The 19035-nt window shown below is 69.5% G+C and carries 17 protein-coding genes and 1 pseudogene; 4 read left to right on the top strand and 14 right to left on the bottom strand.

Going from position 1 to position 19035, the window contains the following annotated elements; translation table 11 throughout:
• Window positions 1–125 precede the first annotated feature (125 nt).
• The 6 genes from K340_RS0117575 to K340_RS0117600 form a co-directional block, all read right to left on the bottom strand.
• Window positions 126–971, bottom strand: a complete 846-nt coding sequence (locus K340_RS0117575; RefSeq protein ID WP_029137667.1) for an ABC transporter permease — start codon at window positions 969–971, stop codon at window positions 126–128.
• Window positions 968–1963, bottom strand: coding sequence for a daunorubicin resistance protein DrrA family ABC transporter ATP-binding protein (locus tag K340_RS0117580; protein WP_029137668.1), 996 nt, complete (start codon window positions 1961–1963; stop codon window positions 968–970). Before K340_RS0117580 ends, K340_RS0117575 begins: the two co-directional genes overlap by 4 nt.
• Window positions 1964–2055: 92 nt before the next feature.
• On the bottom strand, window positions 2056–2814 hold the full coding sequence (locus tag K340_RS31115) for a helix-turn-helix domain-containing protein (RefSeq protein WP_084614598.1): 759 nt from the start codon (window positions 2812–2814) through the stop codon (window positions 2056–2058).
• 345 nt (window positions 2815–3159) lie between these two features.
• A complete protein-coding gene (locus K340_RS31120; RefSeq protein WP_051266699.1) occupies window positions 3160–4470 on the bottom strand; it encodes an MFS transporter in 1311 nt (436 codons plus the stop codon).
• A gap of 69 nt (window positions 4471–4539) precedes the next feature.
• Window positions 4540–5460, bottom strand: a complete 921-nt coding sequence (locus K340_RS0117595; protein WP_245599600.1) for a phosphoribosylaminoimidazolesuccinocarboxamide synthase — start codon at window positions 5458–5460, stop codon at window positions 4540–4542.
• Entirely contained in the window at window positions 5457–7532 is a 2076-nt protein-coding gene (locus K340_RS0117600) for a M3 family metallopeptidase (RefSeq protein ID WP_029137670.1), read from the bottom strand. The genes K340_RS0117595 and K340_RS0117600 overlap by 4 nt, the downstream gene beginning before the upstream one ends.
• Before the next feature lie 506 nt (window positions 7533–8038).
• On the opposite strand from K340_RS0117600, the gene K340_RS35315 reads away from it, so the two are divergent.
• Window positions 8039–8353: an RNHCP domain-containing protein gene (locus K340_RS35315; RefSeq protein WP_281170735.1), complete on the top strand. Its 315-nt coding sequence runs from the start codon at window positions 8039–8041 to the stop codon at window positions 8351–8353.
• 131 nt (window positions 8354–8484) lie between these two features.
• Window positions 8485–9093, top strand: a pseudogene (locus K340_RS37330) (VC0807 family protein); the annotation flags it as partial.
• 122 nt (window positions 9094–9215) lie between these two features.
• On the opposite strand, the gene K340_RS0117615 reads toward K340_RS37330, so the two are convergent.
• The 4 genes from K340_RS0117615 to K340_RS0117630 all read right to left on the bottom strand — a co-directional run bounded on the left by K340_RS0117615 (window position 9216) and on the right by K340_RS0117630 (window position 13729).
• Complete coding sequence (locus K340_RS0117615) at window positions 9216–11297, bottom strand: NAD(+) synthase (RefSeq protein ID WP_029137673.1); 2082 nt, start codon at window positions 11295–11297, stop codon at window positions 9216–9218.
• Window positions 11297–11935, bottom strand: coding sequence for a TetR/AcrR family transcriptional regulator (locus tag K340_RS0117620; protein WP_029137674.1), 639 nt, complete (start codon window positions 11933–11935; stop codon window positions 11297–11299). Before K340_RS0117620 ends, K340_RS0117615 begins: the two co-directional genes overlap by 1 nt.
• A 103-nt stretch (window positions 11936–12038) precedes the next feature.
• Complete coding sequence (locus tag K340_RS31125) at window positions 12039–12641, bottom strand: cysteine hydrolase family protein (protein WP_051266701.1); 603 nt, start codon at window positions 12639–12641, stop codon at window positions 12039–12041.
• 14 nt (window positions 12642–12655) lie between these two features.
• Window positions 12656–13729, bottom strand: a complete 1074-nt coding sequence (locus K340_RS0117630; protein ID WP_029137675.1) for an IS110 family RNA-guided transposase — start codon at window positions 13727–13729, stop codon at window positions 12656–12658.
• 257 nt (window positions 13730–13986) lie between these two features.
• Here K340_RS0117630 and K340_RS0117635 point away from each other — a divergent pair, with 257 nt between their 5' ends.
• On the top strand, window positions 13987–14193 hold the full coding sequence (locus K340_RS0117635; protein ID WP_029137676.1) for an RNA-binding S4 domain-containing protein: 207 nt from the start codon (window positions 13987–13989) through the stop codon (window positions 14191–14193).
• A 20-nt stretch (window positions 14194–14213) separates the two neighbouring features.
• Here the strand turns inward: K340_RS0117635 and purB are convergent, their stop codons facing one another.
• Genes purB through K340_RS31135 form a run of 3 tightly spaced genes read right to left on the bottom strand, consistent with a single transcriptional unit; the run spans window position 14214 to window position 17574 of the window.
• Entirely contained in the window at window positions 14214–15653 is a 1440-nt protein-coding gene (gene purB / locus K340_RS0117640; RefSeq protein ID WP_029137677.1) for an adenylosuccinate lyase, read from the bottom strand.
• Window positions 15654–15710: 57 nt separating this feature from the next.
• On the bottom strand, window positions 15711–17012 hold the full coding sequence (locus K340_RS31130; RefSeq protein WP_154674330.1) for a hypothetical protein: 1302 nt from the start codon (window positions 17010–17012) through the stop codon (window positions 15711–15713).
• Complete coding sequence (locus K340_RS31135; protein ID WP_051266702.1) at window positions 16975–17574, bottom strand: SigE family RNA polymerase sigma factor; 600 nt, start codon at window positions 17572–17574, stop codon at window positions 16975–16977. The genes K340_RS31130 and K340_RS31135 overlap by 38 nt, the downstream gene beginning before the upstream one ends.
• Before the next feature lie 159 nt (window positions 17575–17733).
• On the opposite strand from K340_RS31135, the gene K340_RS31140 reads away from it, so the two are divergent.
• Window positions 17734–18648: a DMT family transporter gene (locus tag K340_RS31140; protein ID WP_211229510.1), complete on the top strand. Its 915-nt coding sequence runs from the start codon at window positions 17734–17736 to the stop codon at window positions 18646–18648.
• A gap of 84 nt (window positions 18649–18732) precedes the next feature.
• Here the strand turns inward: K340_RS31140 and K340_RS31145 are convergent.
• The coding region (locus K340_RS31145; protein WP_037365328.1) for a transposase at window positions 18733–19035 on the bottom strand (303 nt) is incomplete at its 5' end.

Consider the following 19035-nt stretch of genomic DNA (forward strand, 5'->3'; position numbering starts at 1 on the left):
CTCTCCCCTTTGGCAATGCTCCGCTCAGCGGAGCATTGCCAAAGGGGGCAGGCATACGGTGGGAGCCCAACTCGTGGCCGAGGCGTGATGTCGGCCGCTGGTGCGGCCCTGTCGGTGGTGCGACGTCAGTCGGTGGTGCGACGGCGGTAGGCGCGCATCGCCAGCGGCGCGAAGATCGCGGCCAGCAGGATCGACCAACCGATCGACACGGGCACTGCATGTCGCAGCGGCCAGGATGCACCGGGCGCGGGACCCGGGACGTTGCCCCACAGTTCTCGCAGCGACTGCACGAGGGCCGAGATCGGATTCCATTCGGCGATCGTCCGTAGCCAGCTGCCCATGCTCTCGGTTGGCGCGAAGGTGTTGGCCAGAAAGGTGATCGGGAACATGGTGGTGAACATGACCCCGTTCACCGCTTCGACCGACCGCATCGCCGAACCGACCCAGATGCCGAGCCAGATCATCGCGAAGCCGAACAGCAGCAGCAGGGCGAAGGCCAGTACCGCATCGCCGACGCCGTTGCGGATACGCCAGCCGACGATCAACCCGGTCAGCGCCATCACCACCACCCCGATGCTGGAGTGGAGCAGACCGGCCAGGCTGCGGCCGACGAGGACCGCCGACGGTGAGATGGGCAGCGACCGGAAACGGTCGATGATGCCCTTCTGCAGGTCGTTGTTCAGCCCGATGGCCACGACGAAGGAGGCGAACGTCATCGTCTGACCCATGATTCCGGGCAACAACCATTCGCGATAATTGCCGTTCGCCGTCTGGATGGAGCCGCCGAAGACGAACGCGAACAGCAGCACGAACATCACCGGCTGGATGGTGACGTCCATCAACATCTCCGGCTGACGCTTGATGTGCGTCAAATTCCGGCGAACCAGTACCAGCGATTGGGTCCACAGGCTGGTCGGGTGGATCTGCGGCCGGGCCGAGATGGTGAAATCGGGGATGGCAGTGGTGGTCATGCCGAAACCTCCGTCGAGTCGTCGGTCGCAGTGCCGGCGGCAGTGTCGTCAGCTTCCGCCCGGTGTCCGGTGAGCGCCAGGAACACATCGTCCAGGCTCGGGCGTTTCAGGCCGAGGTCGTCGATCTCGATCGTGCTGCCTTCGAACACCGAGGCGATCCTGGTCATGTCGGACAATCCAGTCGCCGGCGCCGTCAGCTGGCGTGCTGACTCATCGACGTGCACATCGGAAACATGCGACCGCAACAGTTCTGCCGCCGAGGGCAGATCGTCGGCATGCGACACGGTGACCACCAGTGCTGCCTGTCCGGACGAGTCCTTCAGTTGGAGCGCGGTGCCGGCAGCGATCACCTTCCCGTGGTCGATCACCACGATCTCGTCGGCCAGCCGGTCGGCCTCCTCGAGATATTGGGTGGTGAGCAGCAAGGTCGTGCCGTCACGAACCAACTGCCGCAACACATCCCACAGCTCCAGCCGGCTGCGGGGATCGAGCCCGGTGGTCGGCTCGTCCAGGAACAACACCGGAGGGACCGCGACCAGGCTGACGGCCAGGTCGAGCCGGCGGCGCATACCACCCGAATAGTCCTTCACCACCTTGTCCGCTGCGTCGGTCAGCGAGAAGCGTTGCAACAGTTCGTCGGCGATCCGCTTCATGTCACGACTGGACAGGCCGTACAGCCGGCCGATCATCCGCAGGTTCTCCTGCCCGGTGAGCAACTCGTCCACGGTGGCCGCCTGCCCGGTGAGTCCCATCGACCGACGGACGGCGTCCGGCTCACGGATGACGTCGTGGCCGGCGACCCGAGCGGTGCCCGAGGTCGGAATGGACAAGGTGGTCATCATCCGGACGATCGTGGTCTTGCCGGCACCGTTCGGGCCCAGAAGGCCCAGGACCGATCCCTGCGGTACGACAAAGCTGACGTCGTCGACGGCCACCTTGTCGCCGAATCGCTTGACCAGGTTGATCGCCTCGATGGCCGGGGTGGTGGGCATGGCGGCACAGTAGCGATCCGCACCGACAGCCTGCTGGGAATATTCGGCCGCGTAGCGGGTCTGCTACCGGCGATTCACCTGTTCGGACCACCTCAGCCGCTCCCGTCGCCGTCGTCCGGCCAGCCCCGATCGGCCTGGTCGAACCCGAGATCGATGGTGTCCCAACCGATTGGTTCGCACTGGCAACTACACAGCGGCGTGCAGTAGGTGACGCATTCGGGACCGCACCGGCACTGGTCCGCGTCCGAGAACTTCTTGACCTGGTTTCTCGGGTGCATCCAACCGGGTCGGCGGCTTCGTAGGTGCCTGGCCAGCCGCAGGTCGATCTCCGACGAGTGGTCGCGGGGGATCACACAACGGCGGGATCGCCGCTGATCGCGCCAGAAACGGTGGTGGAAAGTGAGTCTGGGCTTGGGGCGATCCGGCCGCCAGCCGCCGAGCGGCTCGTCCGACGAAGTCGGTATCCAGGCGTCGAGATGCGCGGGGTAGCGACGACGCCCGTGGTTGCGGGCGGCATCGGCGCGCATCGGCGCGACCGGCTGGTTCCGCGCATCGACCACCACGAGCCGCAGGCCGCCGGCGGCCAGGATCGCCTCGATCACGGCCAGCGACACCGACCCGTCGTCGCACTCCGCCCGTGCGATGGTCGCCGGCGCCACCCCGATCCGCTCGGCCATACCGCGCTGGCTCAGATCCGCCCGTCGTCGTGCTCGCCGCAGAGTCCCCGACCTGTCCCAACTCTCGGCGACGGCGACGGCCTGCGTGGATCCGGCCGCCGCCGGCGCGCCGAACGAATCGCCTTTCATCAGCGCGACCCGCGCCTTGATCGGCCCTGCTGCTCTCCTGTGCATCGTTACTCCCCCTGGCGTCTCCGGCGATGACGGACAACTCCGCTGATTCCTCCCACGTCGCCGTCATCCCCGATTGGTGCCTGCACTGTGCCAGCCGGTACCGACAGTGCCCGATCATCGGGCCTCGAGCGGCCGGAGCAAGCGACAACCGGGGCCTGCAGCCGGCCCACCGGGGCCGCCCGCCACCCGCCGGATCCACGGTCACCGGCACCATCCTTTGGCAATGCTCCGCGGAGCGGAGCATTGCCAAAGGGGCGGGCGGCCGTGTGCGCGGAGGCGACGCGGCCGTGCACGCACGGATGCGGCGGCTGGACCTACCCAGGGTGTGGGCCGGAATTCTCGTCGTCAGGTTTCGACGGGGTGTTCGACCGGGCGGCCGGCGGCGACGGGGTCGTCGCCGGCGTCCCGGTCGCTGGGTCGATCGTCATCGGGCGCCAGCAGGTTGCGGACGCCGGGCGAGGTCAGCGCGGCGAGAGTGCTGGCCACGATCACTACCGCAGCGCCGATCAGCGCCGGCTTCGGGCCGATCCAGATCGACACCGGTCCGGCGATCAGCAAGCCGATGGGCCCGAACATCATCGAGCCGAGGGCGTCGTAGGAGCTCACCCGGGACAGCGCCTCGGACGGGATCTCCCGCTGCATCGTGGTCTGCCAGAGCACCCCGAAGATCTCGAAGCAGACGCCCAACCCGAAGGCCGCCAGCACCACGGTCCACAGTGGCGCCGAGATGCCCAACAGCAGGTAGGGCAGGGCCGCCGGGAACACCATCAGGGTGGCGAACAGGATGGGTCGCCTCGGTCGCAGCCGCATCGCCACCAGCACGCCGATCACCATCCCGACCGCTTCGCCGGCCAGGATGGCGGACCAGGCCGGCGCACCGCCGAGCTCGGCCTTGGCGACCACCGGCCCGAGCACGCCGTGTGCCGCCTGCAACGCCATCACCAGCACCGAGAACTGCGCCACCACCACCCAGATCCATTGCCGGGAGCGGAATTCGTACCAGCCTTCCTTCAGATCGGCCAGCACCGACGAGGACGTGTTCCTGGCCCTCGCCGACAGCCGGATCCGAGAGATCAGCGCCGCCGAGGCCCCGAACAGCAGCGCACTGCCGATCAGCGCCCAGCCACCACCGATCCACACCACCGCCGCGCCGCTGGCCACGATGCCGGCGATCCTGGCGGTGTTCGCGCCGAGTGCGAGCACCGCATTGCCCGTCTGCAACCGATCCTTGGGCACCACCTCCGGGATGATCCCGGTGAGCGCCGGGAACAGCATCGCCATCCCGATCCCGGTCACTGCTGCCGCGGCAGCCATCGCCACCACCGGGGCGCCCTCGGTCAGCAGCATGTAGCCCAACGCGGCGAACGCACCGGCGTTCATCAACTCGCCGGCCATCATCACCCGCTGTCGGGGCAGCCGATCGGCGATCACCCCACCGGCCAGCATGAACACCACCAGCGGCACCGCCTCCGCGGTCAGCACCACCGACAGGGTGGTGGCGCTCGCGCCCGGCAGATTGAGGACGCCGAACGCCAACGCCACCGGCGCGAACGCACTGGCCAGCATCGAGGCGGTGCGGGCGAACAACAGCAGGGCGAACGGCCGGTGCCGCAGCAAAGTGAGATCAGCGCTCAGCCGGCGAGAGGAGGTCGTCATGGTGCGGTCGATTCTCGTCGTCGTCGCTCGCCGGTAGCCACGGGTTTTCGGCCCGCGGCGGCGCGCCGGCTAGCCCAACCAGTCCTCGAACGAGCGACCGGAGATCAGCTCGTAGGCCTGGACGTACCGCGCCCGGGTCGCCTGCACCACGTCGGCCGGCAGCTCCGGTGGCGGCGCCGCCGCGTGCCGGTCCCAGCCGGACTCGGCCGACGTCAACCAGTCCCGTACGTATTGCTTGTCGAACGAGGGCTGCACCCGACCCTCGGCGAATCCCTCGGCCGGCCAGTACCGCGACGAATCCGGGGTCAGCACCTCGTCGCCCAACACCAGGCGGCCGCCGCTGTCGATCCCGAACTCGAACTTGGTATCGGCCAGGATCACCCCTCGACTCTGCGCATGTTCGGCGGCCCGCCGGTACACCGCCAGCGTCAGCGCCCGCAACTGCTCGGCCCGCTCCGCGCCGAGCATCGAGACCACCACGTCGAACGACACGTTCTCGTCGTGCTCGCCGAGCTCGGCCTTCGCCGCCGGGGTGAAGATCGGCTCGGGCAGCCTGGACGACTCGACCAGCCCGGTCGGCAGCGGCACCCCGCAGACCGCGCCGGTGGCCCGGTAGTCGATCAGCCCGGAGCCGGTCAGGTACCCGCGGGCGACGCACTCCACCGGCAGCATGTCCAGCCGCCGGACCAGCATCGCCCGGCCGCGCACCGAAGCCGGGATCCGCGGATCGTCCACCGCGACAACGTGATTCGGCACCGGCTCGAGGCCATCACCGCCGGCCAGCAGGTCGAACCAGAACATGCTCATCGCGGTGAGGACCCGGCCCTTGTCCGGGATCGGCGTCGGCAGGATGTGGTCGTAGGCGCTGATCCGGTCGGTGGCCACGAACAACAGCGTGTCGTCGTCGACCCGGTAGATCTCCCGGACCTTGCCCGACGCCAGATGCCGGTAGCCGCCCAGGTCGTCAGCCGCCCGATGCCTGCCGGTCACGACTGCTCCAATCCACGGCGGCGCAGCAACGGGCCGATGTCCGGGGCATGCCCCACCACGTCGGAGAATGCGCCGACGGGATCCTTCGATCCGCCGACGCTCAGCAGCTTGCGGCGGAACGCCTCGCCGTTCGCCCTGGTCAGCCCGCCGTTGGCCTTGAACCACTCGACGGTGTCGGCGTCCAGCACCTCCGACCAGATGTAGGAGTAGTAGCCGGCCGAATAGCCACCGTCACCGGCGAAGATGTGTTGGAAGTAAGTGGTCCGGTACCGCGGCGGGATCAGGTCGTTGGCGACTCCGGCGCTCTCCAGCGCCACCGCCTCGAAGTCGGCCGCGTCGTCGATCTCCTCGCCGGCGGCAATCCGGTGCCACGCCTGGTCCAACAAGGTGGCGCCGAGGTACTCGGCGGTGGCGAAGCCCTGGCCCCACAGCTCGGCCGCCTTGATCGCCGCCACCTGTTCGACCGGCAGCTTCTCCCCGGTCTCGTGGTGCACAGCGTAGTTCTCCAGGATCTCCGGCCACTGCACCCACATCTCGTTCACCTGGCTGGGGAACTCGACGAAGTCCCGCGGCACGTTGGTGCCGGACAGCCGCGGGTAGGTGACGTCGGAGAACAGCCCGTGCAAGGCATGCCCGAACTCGTGGAACAGCGTGCCGACCTCGTCGAGGGTGAGCAGCGTCGGCTGCCCCTCCGGCGCCTTCGGGATGTTGAGATTGTTGACCACCACGGACTTCTCGTCGTGCAGGGCATTCTGTTCGACGAAGCAGCTCATCCAGGCACCACCACGTTTGGTGTCCCGGGTGAAGTAGTCGCCCAGGTACAGCCCGATCGCCGAGCCGTCGGCGTCCGACACCTCCCATACCCGCACCTGCGGGTGGTAGGCGGACAGGTCCGGCCGCGGGGTGAAGGTGATGCCGTACAGCTGCTCGGCGGCGAAGAACACCCCGTCGTGCAGGACCCGATCCAGCTCGAAGTACGGCCGGAGCGCCGCGGCGTCGACGCGGTACCGTTCCTGCGCAACCTTGTTCGAGTAGTAGGCCCAGTCCCAGGGTTCCAGGCTGATGCCGTCCCGGTCGGCGATCTCGGCCAGCTGCTCGGCCTCCTTCGCCGCATTCGCCATCGCCGGCCCGACCAGCTTGCCGAGCATCTCGTCGACCGCCGCCGAGCTCTTCGCGGTCTGATCGGCCACCGCCTGGTCCGCGTGGGTGGCGAAGCCGAGCAGCTGCGCTGCCTCGGCCCGCAGCTGCGCGATCTGCGCCGCGACCGGCGCATTGTCGTACTCGCCGGCCGACGCCCGGTTCACCGAGGCCTCGTAGAGCCGGGCCCGCACGTCGCGGTCCGTCAGACTGGCCAGCAGCGGCTGGTTGGACGGCAGGATCAGGGTGATCAGGTACTTGCCGTCGGCACCCCGTTTGGCCGCGGCAGCACCGGCCGCGGCTATCGCGTCCGGGCTGGCGCCGGCCAGTTCGTCCGCGGAGTCCAGCAGCAGCGCGCTGGCCTCGGTGTCCTTGAGCAGGTTCTGGGTGAACGTGGTGCCGAGCGCGGCGATCTGCTGGTTCAGCTCCCGCAACCGCGCCCGGCCGGCCTCGTCCAACCGGGCGCCGGCCAGCACGAAGTCCGTGTGATAGCGCTCGACCAGCGCGATCTGTTCCTCGCTGAGGCCGGCCTGCTGCCGCCCGGCGTGCACCGCATCGATCCGGGCGAACAGCTCCGGGTTCAGCTTGATCGCGTCGTTGTGCGCCGCGTACTGCGGAGCGAGCTCCGACTCGAGCGCCTGCATCTCGTCGGTCGAATCCGACGACGACAGGTTGAAGAACAGGTAGAGCACCCGCTGCAGCAGCCGCCCGGCCCGCTCCATCGCCACGATGGTGTTGTCGAACGTCGCCGGCTCCGGGTCGGCGACGATCGCGTCGATCTCGGCGAGGTGCTCGGCCGTGCCGGCCAGGTACGCCGGCCGGTAGTGCTCGATCCGGATGTCGGCGAATCGGGGCAGCCCGAAGGGCAGGTCGGACGGGGCGGCGAACGGGTTGTCGGAGGGAAGCCGGGTCTCGGCCGTTCCAGGAGACGTCATCCGGCAAGTCCATCACATCGCCGTTCGTCATCCGGAAATCGGTGGTGCCGGGCGACCGTCCGCTCTACGGTCCGGGTACCCGACCCGGAAGGAGTGCCGGTGACCCGATTCCGCACCACGATGGTCTGACCTACAGGGGACGGCGCCTCGGAGCACGATCCGAGCCGGTGCCGTGGAGCTGACACCTACCGGTGGCACCGGGCTCGTGAGCCGCCTCCCTCCGGGGAGGCACCGCAGCGGGCTGGGTGACAGTGGCCGGGACAACCCGGTCGAGGTCCGGATCCGAGCCGCACTGTCACATCCGACAGCCGTCCGTACGACGGAGCGGCCCGGTGAAGCAGGAACCGGAAGTAATCGCCGATCGCGGCGGTGAATCGAGTCCCTCGCTCCACCCAGCCCGGAAGCCCGCGATCCGCGGGTGAGAACACAACGGAACCCTGCACCACGCATGTCGATCACCCTTCGACTGCGCGGAGCAGACCATCTCCAGAACAAGCTCACGATCGATCGAGAACACCGCCTTCGACTGCCTGCGCTGCGGTGCGCGGGTGCGCGCCCTGACTTCCGGCAGCTTTCGCAATCATTGCCCGGAGTGCCTGTGGTCCAAGCACGTCGACGTTCGGCCGGGTGATCGGGCCGCGGACTGCGGCGGCCCGATGCGCCCGGTCGGCGTCGATCACCGCCGCGGCAAGGGGCCGGTACTGGTGCACTGCTGCCAGAGCTGCGGTCACCGGTCGGTGAACCGCGCCGCCCTGGACGATCCGGTCCAGCCCGATTCCGCCGCCGCACTGGGAACGCTGATGGCACAACAGTTCCGCTGACGACAGCCGCGCGTCCGACGGCGGGCGGGTCGGCGGGCCGACCAAAGTCGGTATCCGGCGGCGCGAAGGTCGGTGCGCCGGCCGACCGGCGGCCGATGCGGCGGGCGGCGGCGGGCGGCCAGGCTGCATCAATGACCAGACAGAGCGACCGTCCACCGCCGGGTACGGCAGGCGCCATCATCGAGCGCGCTCCCGAGCGCAGCACGGCGCGTGCCGCCGGCGGGCTGCTGGTGGACATCGGGGCACCCACCGCGCTGTACTACCTGTTGCACGCCAACGGCGTCTCCGACGGCACCGCGCTGGTCGTCGGCGCCGTCCCGGTGCTGATCGGTGCCGGCTACCAGCTGCTGCGGCATCGCCGCCCGGACATGTTGGGGGTGGTCGTGCTGGCCACCATGCTGCTGAGCCTGCTGACCACGGTGATCTCCGACAATCCCCGTGAACTGCTGGTCCGCACCGCGTGGCTCAGCCTGCCCGCCGGCCTGTGGACCCTGGCGAGTCTTCGCTCGGCGCAACCGTTGTGCTACCGGATCACCCTGCTGGTGCTGCCCGGCAAGGCGGCGGTGATGCGGCGGCTGTACGCCACCGAGCCGCTGTTCCGCCGGGCGTTCCGGAACATCACCGTCATGTGGGGCGTGGTGCTGCTGGCCGACTGCGGACTGCGGATCGCCATGTCGTACTCGCTGCCGGTGCCGACGGTGCCGGCGTTGGACACCACGCTGACGGTGGTCACCGTCGTGCTGCTGCAACTGCCGACCCACTACTTCCTGTGGCGTTCCGGATCGTGGCTCACCGTGTTCGGCGGCCGGCGCCGTCCACCCGGCCCCGCAGGACTGCCGGGACAACCCCGCTACGGCGAGAGTCAGGACTCCGGGACGCCGGCCTCGAGTTCGGCCAGCCAGACCGTCGCCGACGAGTCCGACGGCGCCCGCCAGTCGCCGCGTGGCGACAGCGCCCCACCGGCCAGCACCTTCGGCCCGTTCGGCAGGGCCGATCGCTTGAACTGGCTGAACCCGAAGTAGCGCTTGATGAACACCTCGAGCCAATGCCGGATCTCCGGCAGCGAGTACCCGACCTTCTTCTGGTCGTCGAAGCCCGGCGGCCAGGCCCCGGCCGCCGCGTCGTGCCAGGCGTGCCAGGCCAGGAAGGCGATCTTGGACGGCCGGAACCCGTAGCGCAGCACGTAGTACAGGGTGAAGTCCTGCAACGAGTACGGCCCGATCGATGCCTCGGTGCTCTGCGGCGTCTCGCCGTCCTTGGTCGGGATCAGCTCAGGGGTGATCTCGGTTCCGAGGATCGAGTCGAGCACGGCGTCCACCTGGTCGGTGAACTGCTCGGACGCGATCACCCATCGGATCAGGTGCTGGATCAGGGTTTTCGGCACGCCTGAGTTCACCGCGTAGTGCGACATCTGGTCGCCGACCCCGTAGGTGCACCAGCCCAGCGCCAGCTCGGACAGGTCGCCGGTCCCCAGTACGATGCCGCCGCGGGAGTTGGCCAGCCGGAACAGGTAGTCGGTGCGCAGTCCGGCCTGCACGTTCTCGAAGGTCACGTCGTAGACCTGCTCGCCGCGGGCGAACGGGTGATCAAGGTCCGTCAGCATTTGCGTTGCGGCCGGCCGGATGTCGATCTCCTCGAAGGTGACGCCGAGCGCCGTCGACAGCGCGACCGCGTTGGCCTTGGTGTGATCGCTGGTGGCGAAGCCCGGCATCGTGTAGGCCAGGATGTCGGTCCTCGGCCGCTGTAACCGGTCCATCGCCCTGGCCGCCACGATCAGCGCATGGGTGGAGTCCAGTCCGCCGCTGACGCCGATCACCACCTTGGGGTTGCCGATCGCCCGCAGCCGCTGTTCCAGACCAGAGACCTGGATGTTGTAGGCCTCGTAGCAGTCAAGGTCGAGCCGGTCCTGATCGTCCGGCACGAACGGGAACCGGTCGACGGCCCGGCGCAGCCCGATGTCGCCGGTCGGCGGGCCGGCGGTGAACTCGACGGTGCGGAACCCGTCGAGCAGACCGGAGAAGGTCCGCCGGTTGTCGTCGAAACTGCCCTGCCGCAACCGATCCTGCCGGAGCCGGTCCAGATCGACGTCCGCGACACTGGATCGTGGACCGTCCGGGAACCGCTCCGATTCGGTCAGCAGGGTGCCGCCCTCGTAGATCATCGTCTGCCCGTCCCAGGACAGGTCGGTCGTCGACTCACCCTCGCCGGCGGCGGCGAACACGTAGGCCGCCAGGCAGCGGGCGGACGCCGAGCGACACAGTTGGTGCCGGTCCTCCGCCTTGGCGACGGTGATCGGACTGCCGGACAGATTGGCCAGTACGGTCGCGCCGGCCAACGCCGCCTGCGCGCTCGGCGGGATCGGCACCCACAGGTCCTCGCAGATCTCCACGTGCAGCACCAGGCCCGGCACGTCGTCGGCGGCGAACAGCAGGTCAGGACCGAACGGCACCTCGATCTGCTCGCCGGAATCGTTGCGCCCCACCGTGATCCACTGGCCGTGCAGGTCGTCACCGGGAGCGAAGTGCCGTTTCTCGTAGAACTCCCGGTAATTCGGCAGGTACGACTTCGGGGCCACCCCGAGCACGTCCCCGCCCTGGATCACCACCGCGCAGTTGTACAGCCGGTTCCGGTGGCGCAGTGGCGCTCCGACGACCACCATCGTGCGCAGATCCGCGGTGGCGGCGGCGATCTCGGCGATCGCCGACAACACCGCGTCCAGCACCGGATCCTGCAGCAACAGATCGTCGATGGCGTAGCCGGTGAGACCCAGCTCGGGAAACACCGCGATCGCCACCCCGTCCGCGTCCAGCACGCCGGCCTGCTCGATGACCCGGGCGGCGTTGACGGCCGGGTCGGCGATGGCCACCGGCACCGTGCAGGCGGCGACCCGGGCAAAACCGTGCCGGTAGGCGGAGTGGAAATCCGCGGGATCGGGGGCCGTCATCAGTCGACGGCGGCCAGCAGCCTGGGCATCAGCAACCGGATCCGTTCCGCCAGTACCCATTCCAACCCTTCAACCCCTGCCGCCTGTTGCAGCAAGAGCTGCAGGAACACCCCGTCGATGATCGCGTAGGCCGCCTCCGCGTCCACCGCCACCCGTCGTCCGGACAACACCGCGTACCGCTCGACGATCCGCCACACCACGTCCCGCAGCGCCCCGTCGATGGCGGCCACGTCGTCCCGGAACGACGGCTCGAACAGGCTCTCCAACCGCAGGTCGTACCAGAGCCGTTGGGCGCCGGTCTCGTCGCACAGGATGTCGGCCATCGAGGTGATGAACTCCTCGACCAGCCCCTCGGCCGTGACGGCCTGTTCGGCGATCCGTTCGTACCGGACGATGCTGCGGCCCTTGTACAACCGCACGCAGTGGGCGATCAGGTCGATCTTGTCGGGAAAGTAGTAGTGCAGCACGCCGTGCGAGCATCCGGACCGGGCGGCGATCTCCCGCAGCGTGGTCCGCGCGTACCCCAGCTCGCCGAGGGTCCGCATCGCCGACTCGGCCAGCTCGTCGCGACGGTGCCCGAAGGCGTCGACGGGACGGCGGGACGCCTGCTGGGCACTGCTGCTGACGACCTGGGTCACCGGAACTCCTCCTCCCAAGGCGTACGACGGTGGAACCGCGTGCGGCAACTCTAACGCCGCCGACGCCGCGCCGGGCCGTCGGCGGGCCACCGGCCGCGCGGTGTCACCCGGCCGGCGCCGGGTCGGACCCGTCCAGTTCGCAGGCACGCTGCCACTGCGAGACGGTCACCACCTGCGCCTGCCGACCGAACACCTTCTCCGTCAGCACCCGGTGGACCTCGGGATCGGCGTCCAGGCAGCAGTCCGCAAGCACCGTCAACCGGTAGTCCCGATCGGCCGCCGCCCGCACGGTGGACAGCACCACCCCGCTGGTGGCGATGCCCGTCAGCACCAGGTCGGTGACCCCCAGCGACCGGAGCACCACCTCGAGGTCACTGCCGGTGAACGCGCCGACCCGCTTCTTGGTCACCACGATGTCGCCGGCCACCGGCGCCACCTCGGGGTGGATCTGCGCGCCCGGATCGTCGGGGCCGAACCGGTCGGTGGCGGCCATCGCCGCAAACGCCGCGCTGCGAACCGATACCTCGGGGTGACCCGACCGGAATCCGATCACCACGTAGATCACCGGGATGCCCACCCGGCGGGCGGCCCGGATCGCCCGGCCGAGCCTGGCCAGATAGTGGTGGTCCTGCGGGTACCGGGCCAGGATGCCGACCTGGACGTCCATCACCAGCAGGGCCGTCGCCGCGTTCTGCTCGCTCGCCATCAGTTTCTCCTATGTCAAGCGGCTGCCGGTTGGGCAGGAGTTTGACGGTTGTTGTGGTCGATGGTCAGGAGGTTGAAGACGACGCGGGCGATGCGTCGTTTGAGGCAGCGGAGTGCTTCGGTCTTCGACTTGCCCTCTGCCAATTTCTTGTCGTAGTAGGCGTGGCCCAGGGCGTCGGGCATACGGGACTGTGTGAGCGCGATGCGGTGGATCGCGGCGTTGATCTGCCGGTTACCTGAGCGGGTCATTCGTACCCGGCCGGCGGTGTTTCCGGACCAGACCGGGATCGGGGCGATCCCACCGTGCCGCGCGAACTGGGCCTCGGAATGGAACCGGGTGATCCCGGCGGACTCGCCCAGCAGTTTGGCCGCGGACAGCTCCCCGCAGCCCGGCAGGCCCAGCAACGTGGGTACCTGCCGGTGGGCCAGCTCCCGCAGCCGTTTGTCGAACGTCTTGATCCGTACGGTGAGCGTGATGATGTCGTCCAACTCGTCCAACGCCATCTCAGCGACGACACCGCTCAGGGTGGCCAGCCATTCCCGTAGCGGCCGCTGATGCTTGACCATGTCCAACGAGCCAGGCTTGGGCGCGTGCGCTGGGTCTAGCTCGTGGACCCGCCACAACAACGAGTTGATGGTCCGGGTCCTGGTCGCTACCAACGATTCCCGCCGGTCGACCAGTAGTTTCGCCTCCCGGGACACCTCGTCATGCGAGGCGAGGGGTAGGTCGGGTTCACGTAAGTACGCGCGGGCCACGGCCAGCGCGTCGATCGGGTCGGACTTGCCCCGAGTACGCGCCACCCGGCGCTGTTCGGCCATCATCTTCGGCGGCACCCGCACCACCTGCTGACCCGCGCTCAGCAGGTCACGTTCAAGGCGGGCCGACAGGTGCCGACAGTCCTCGATCGCCCAGACCAGCTCGTCCCCGAACTGTGCCCGGGCCCAGTGCAGCGCTTTCGCATGACCCTTGCTGGTCGCCTCGACGGTCAGCTGGCCGAGGCGTTTCCCGACCTGGTCGACCGCAACGAACGTGTGGCTGTGCTTGTGTACATCGGCTCCAACGACAACCATGGCGGTTGCCTCCTTCACTGGTCAGTGACTGGACGGTTGGGCCGGTCGGCGGACACATCTCAGTGGGGGCGATGCCACGCTCCTATCAAGTCACGCCGGCCGGCTCCTTCACACCCGGTGCCGGCAAAACGGATGCTCATCAACCCGAAGGTGACACCCAGGGTATGAGCCAAACACCAGGTGATCAGGATCCAACCACCGCAACAGCGGCAACCTCACCCTGACACTGACCCCAGGGTAGGCAGCCGATGACCACGACGGGAAGGATGGGCACCATGCGTGAACTCGCCATCAGTACCGAGATGATCCGGCTCGGCCAGTTCCTCAAGCTGGCCGGGGCCGTCGACTCCGGCGCCGACGTCCGCCCATTGCTGGACGACGGCCTGGTCAGTGTGAACGGCGAGGTGGAGACCCGGCGCGGACGTCAACTGCACCGCGGTGACGTTGTCACCCTCGACGACGTCTCGGTCCGGGTCGGCTGACGGGCCGACGGGCTGACGGGCTAGAGGATGGCGCCCGGCGTGTAGGCGGCGGCGTCCGGGAATGCCGAGGTGACGGCATCGATCTGCGCCAGCACCGCATCGACCTGGGCGCGCGCGTTGCCGGTGAACGACAACGGGTCCGACAGCAGGGCGTCCAGGGCGGCCCGGTCCAGCGGCACCCGCTCGTCGGCCGCCAACCGGTCCAGCAGGTCGTTGTCGGCCTGGCCCTTCTCGCGCATCGCCAGGGCCACCGCCACCGCATGTTCCTTGATCGCCGCGTAGGCACGCTCCCGGCCGTGGCCGGCCTTCACTGCCGCCATCAGGATCTTGGTGCTGGCCAGGAACGGCAGGTAGCGACCGAGCTCCCGTTCGATCACCGCCGGGTAGGCACCGAAGTCGTCCAGCACGGTCAGGAAGGTCTCCAGCAGTCCGTCGATGGCGTAGAAGGCGTCCGGCAGCGCCACCCGGCGGACCACGCTGCAGAAGACGTCGCCCTCGTTCCACTGGGCGCCGGCCAGCTCGCCGGTCATCGAGGCGTAGCCGCGCAGGATCACGGCGAGCCCGCAGACCCGTTCGCAGGACCGGGCGTTCATCTTGTGCGGCATCGCCGACGAGCCGACCTGCCCGGGGCGGAAACCTTCGGTGGCCAGTTCGGCGCCGGCCATCAGCCGGACCGTGGTGGCCAGCGAGGCCGGCCCGGCGGCCAGCTGGACCAGCGCGGACACCACCTCGTAGTCCAGCGACCGCGGATACACCTGACCGACCGACGTCAGCACCCGATCACTGCCGGAGATCTCTTGCACCACAGCGGTTTCCAGCGCCGACACCGCCTCAGGCGAGCCGAGCAGATCGAGCATGTCCTGGGCGGTGCCGACCGGACCCTTGATGCCGCGCAGCGGATAACGGTCCAGCAGCTCGCTGATCCGCCGGTAGGCAAGCAGCACCTCATCGGCGGCCGAGGCGAACCGCTTCCCCAGCGTGGTCGCCTGGGCCGGCACGTTGTGCGAGCGGCCGCTCATCACCAGCTCGGCGTACTCACCGGCCCGTCGTCCCAGCCGGTCAAGCAGCGCGACGGTGCGGTCGCGGATCAGCGTGAGCGACTGCAGGATCTGCGCCTGCTCGACGTTCTCGGTGAGGTCGCGGCTGGTCATCCCGCGGTGGATCAGCTCGTGCCCGGCCAGCGCGTTGAACTCCTCGATCCGGGCCTTCACGTCGTGCTTGGTGATCCGCTCGCGCTCCGCGATCGAGGCCAGGTCGACCACGTCGAGCTGCGTCTCGTAGTCGGCCACCGCTGCCGGATCGGTGGGCAGCCCGGCCGCGACCTGGGCCCGGAGCACCGCCAGCCAGAGCCGGCGCTCGGCGACGATCTTGTTCTCCGCCGACCAGATCGCCCGCAGCTGTGGCGACGCGTAGCGCTGGGCGAGGACGTTGGCGGTCGGTGCGGCGGCAGCTGAGGTCACGGCTTCATTGTGTCGCACGCCGGAGCGGTGAACGTCGCGGTGCCTCGGAGGAGCCGCTCAGCGAACGAGGTCGGCGATGCCGCTGGCGAAATCGGTGAGCGCCGCATCGTCGATCGACAACCCGGTGGTCGCGCCGACCCTGACCTGCAATCCGTTCCGGTACAGCCAGATGATCCTGGTGCCGTCCGCGGTCGCCGCGTAGGTGTCGGCGGCGATCCGTCGGCAGCTGCCGATGTCGTCGGCCGCGCAGTCGCCGGCCTGCGCGTCCTGCAGGATCTGCACGGTGACGCCGCCACGGCTGTCGTCGGCAGCCGCGAAGACCGCGCCACCGACCCTGGTCGGGCGGCACTGCGCGGTCAGCGCACTGCGTGACCCGACCACCCCGGCACCGAACGACCTGGTGGCCAGCGGGTCGACGGTGGCCGGTAGCTCCGGCCAGGTACAGGTGCCGGCATCGGCCGCAGCCGACGACCCGACCGATCCGGTTCCGGCCGCTGCGGTGTCCGACGCTGCTGCCGAAGCGGCAGCCGTGGAGGTGGCGGCCGGCGCCCTGGTACCCGCCGACAGTTCCCTGCCGGAGTTCGCGTCCGATCCGGAGGCGTCGGCGCCATCCGCCGCGCCGGCGGCCGCGCTGCCCGCCGCCGCACTGCTCTCCGCCGCGCTGCTGGCGCCCGATGCCGATTCGGCCTGCTGCGGCGCGGCGGCAGCGGGCCGCTCGCCGGACCCGCCGTCGGACGCGGCGCCGGAGGTGGCGGCCGCCGACGCGCCGCCCGCGGCTTCCGCGTGCGAGGCAGTGTCGCCGGCCGAGTTCTCGGTATTGCCTCCCCCGGACCTGGCCAACGGCACCCCGATCGCCACCACTGCGGCAACCGCAGCGGCGGCCAACAGCCCACCGCGGATCCGGCGGCGGCGCCGGGCGGCCAGTTCGTCGGTAGCCGCCCGCTCGGCCGACCCGGCCGGCCCGCCGGCCGCTGCCGGAACGGCCGTCTGCTGCCCGGTGGCGGCGGCGCCGCTACCGCCTCGGGCGGCCGCCAGCACCGCCTCGAGCGTCAGCGTCGACGGCGGCGGCGCTCCGACATCGGCGACCAACGCGTCCCGTAGGAACCGCTGATCGGCATCGGACACATCACCGTCGGACAGATCACCGTCGGACAGATCACCGTCGGATACCTCGGGGATGACGGCACCGCCACGCCCTGCGTCATCCCGGTCGTTCTCGTCATTCCCGTCGTCCGCGAGGTCAGCGAAGTCGTCACCGAACAGTGCCCGCAGATCGATCCGCTCGTCAGCACCGTTCCACTCGTCAGCACCATTCCGCTCGTCAGCCAAAGCCGTCACCTCCCATCGTTTCGTCGTCATCCAGTTTCGGTCCGGTGCCGAAGGCGGCCAGCCCCTCGGGGCCGAGGGCCGCCTTCAACGCCCGCAGGCCGCGCGCGGTCTGCGACTTCACGTTCCCCTCCGAACATCCCAGTTCGGAGGCCACCGCCGCCACGTCCATCCCGGAGTAGAACCGCAGCACCAGTACCGTCCGCTGTCCCAGCGGGACCTTGGTCAGCGCCTGCTGCATCAGCCCGCGATCGGCGATGCTCTCGGAGACGTCCCCGGCGTGCGACCCCGGCCGGCCGAAGCCCACCGGCGCGGCGGTGCCGCCGCTCTCCGGCAGATATTCCGTTGTCGTCTCCCTGCGCCAAGGCCGCCGCGACTCGTCGACGACGGCCCGCACCAGGCACGACCGCACATACGCATCCAGCGCGCCGCGGTCGCGGATCCGGTCCCAGGCGCCGTAGACCTTCACGAAGGCGATCTGGGCCAGGTCGTCGGCCTTGTGCCAGTCGCGGCACAGCAGGTACGCCGTGCGCCGGACGTGCTCGCGCCTGGCGGTGACGTAGGCAGCGAATTCCGCCTCCTCCTCCGGCCCCACTCGTCGATCCTCCTGCCCCTGGGTGATGGACGGAACCTAGCCTGTCCGGGGTTGCACCGAGCGGCGAACTCGCAAGCCGGTACCCGCGGGCGCCGGTGACACCCGGAATTCGGCCACCCGGACGGTGCCCGCGAGCCGATCATGCCGGACGATCTACCGGTGACCAGCTCCCGCACCTCGCTGCTGGCCCTGGTCGGCCTGCTCGCGGTCGCGGTGACCTGGGGCTCCAGCTTTCCGCTCACCAAGGTGGTGCTGCAGCAGCTGAGCACCCCGGACTTCCTGGCCGTCCGCTTCGTGCTGGCCACGGTGGTGATGCTGGCGATCTTCCACCGCGCGGTCCGGGCGCTGCCCAGGACCGCGCTGCTGCGCGGCGGCGCCCTCGGACTGCTCTACGGCTCGGCACAGCTGCTGCAGACCGCTGGTCTGGAGCGCACACCGGCGTCGGTGTCTGGTTTCATCACCGGGCTGTACGTGGTGCTGACGCCGATCTGCGCTGCGGTGCTGTTGCGAGCACCGATCGGCCGGCGGGTCTGGATCGGCGCCGTGCTGGCCGCCGTCGGGCTCGGCTTCCTGGCGCTGAACGGCTCGCTGACGCCAGGGGTCGGCGAGATGGTCACCCTCGCCTCGGCGCTGTTGTACGCGCTGCACATCGTCGGGCTCTCCGCCTGGACCCGGCCGGAACAGGCGCTCGGGCTGGCGGTGGTGCAGATCGCCGGCACCGCGGTGGTGAGCCTGGCTTTCGCCGTCCCGGACGGCATCGAGCTGCCGCACACCCCCGGCGTCTGGCTGGCGGTGATCTACATGGCGCTGGTCTCCGGCGCGATCGCGATGATCGTCCAGTCGTGGGCCCAGGCGCACCTGGCGGCCAGCCGCGCGGCGATCATCATGTCGACGGAACCCTTGTGGGCCACCGTGTTCTCGGTGACCTTCTTCGACGAGCCGCTGACCATCCGGATCGTCATCGGCGGCGCGACCATCCTGGCGGCGATGCTGGTGGTCGAGCTCCGGCCGCGGGCCGGGCCGGTGGACCCGAACGACCCCCGGCCGGAGGACCTGCCCAAACTCGCCGCCTGACCCCGTTTCGCGAGGATCCACAGGTCGGCCGAAGTTGATCCTCGCCACCCGGCACGATCGGGGCGGCGGATGCTCCTATGGTTGTCAAGCTGCTGACGGTAGGTGGTTGACGGCTGAGGCTGGTGTGAGTGCGGTGAAGACCTCTCGGGCGATGTAGCGCTTGAGGCAGCGGATGATCTCGGGTTTGCTGAGCCCTTCGGTGGTGCGGCGAGCGACGTAGTCCTTGGTGCGTTGATCGGTTCCCATCCGGGTGATCACGATGCGCCACAGCGCACTGTTGGCGTTCCGGTCACCGCCGCGGTTGAGGCGGTGGCGGCTGGTCTTGCCGGAGGATGCCTGGATCGGTGATGCTCCGCAGAGCATCGCGAAGGCGGCGTCGCTGGTGAG

Source organism: Nakamurella lactea DSM 19367, from assembly GCF_000426645.1.
Classification (GTDB): domain Bacteria; phylum Actinomycetota; class Actinomycetes; order Mycobacteriales; family Nakamurellaceae; genus Nakamurella; species Nakamurella lactea.

Excerpts from the sequence above, each read along its gene's own strand:
- K340_RS31125 (WP_051266701.1), bottom strand. The coding sequence starts at position 12,641 with ATGGCGAGCGAGCAGAACGCGGCGACGGCCCTGCTGGTGATGGACGTC.
- K340_RS0117635 (WP_029137676.1), top strand. The coding sequence starts at position 13,987 with ATGCGTGAACTCGCCATCAGTACCGAGATGATCCGGCTCGGCCAGTTC.
- K340_RS31130 (WP_154674330.1), bottom strand. The coding sequence starts at position 17,012 with ATGACGACGAAACGATGGGAGGTGACGGCTTTGGCTGACGAGCGGAAT.
- K340_RS0117580 (WP_029137668.1), bottom strand. The coding sequence starts at position 1,963 with ATGCCCACCACCCCGGCCATCGAGGCGATCAACCTGGTCAAGCGATTC.
- K340_RS0117615 (WP_029137673.1), bottom strand. The coding sequence starts at position 11,297 with ATGACGGCCCCCGATCCCGCGGATTTCCACTCCGCCTACCGGCACGGT.
- K340_RS0117575 (WP_029137667.1), bottom strand. The coding sequence starts at position 971 with ATGACCACCACTGCCATCCCCGATTTCACCATCTCGGCCCGGCCGCAG.
- K340_RS31115 (WP_084614598.1), bottom strand. The coding sequence starts at position 2,814 with ATGCACAGGAGAGCAGCAGGGCCGATCAAGGCGCGGGTCGCGCTGATG.
- K340_RS31120 (WP_051266699.1), bottom strand. The coding sequence starts at position 4,470 with ATGACGACCTCCTCTCGCCGGCTGAGCGCTGATCTCACTTTGCTGCGG.
- K340_RS0117600 (WP_029137670.1), bottom strand. The coding sequence starts at position 7,532 with ATGACGTCTCCTGGAACGGCCGAGACCCGGCTTCCCTCCGACAACCCG.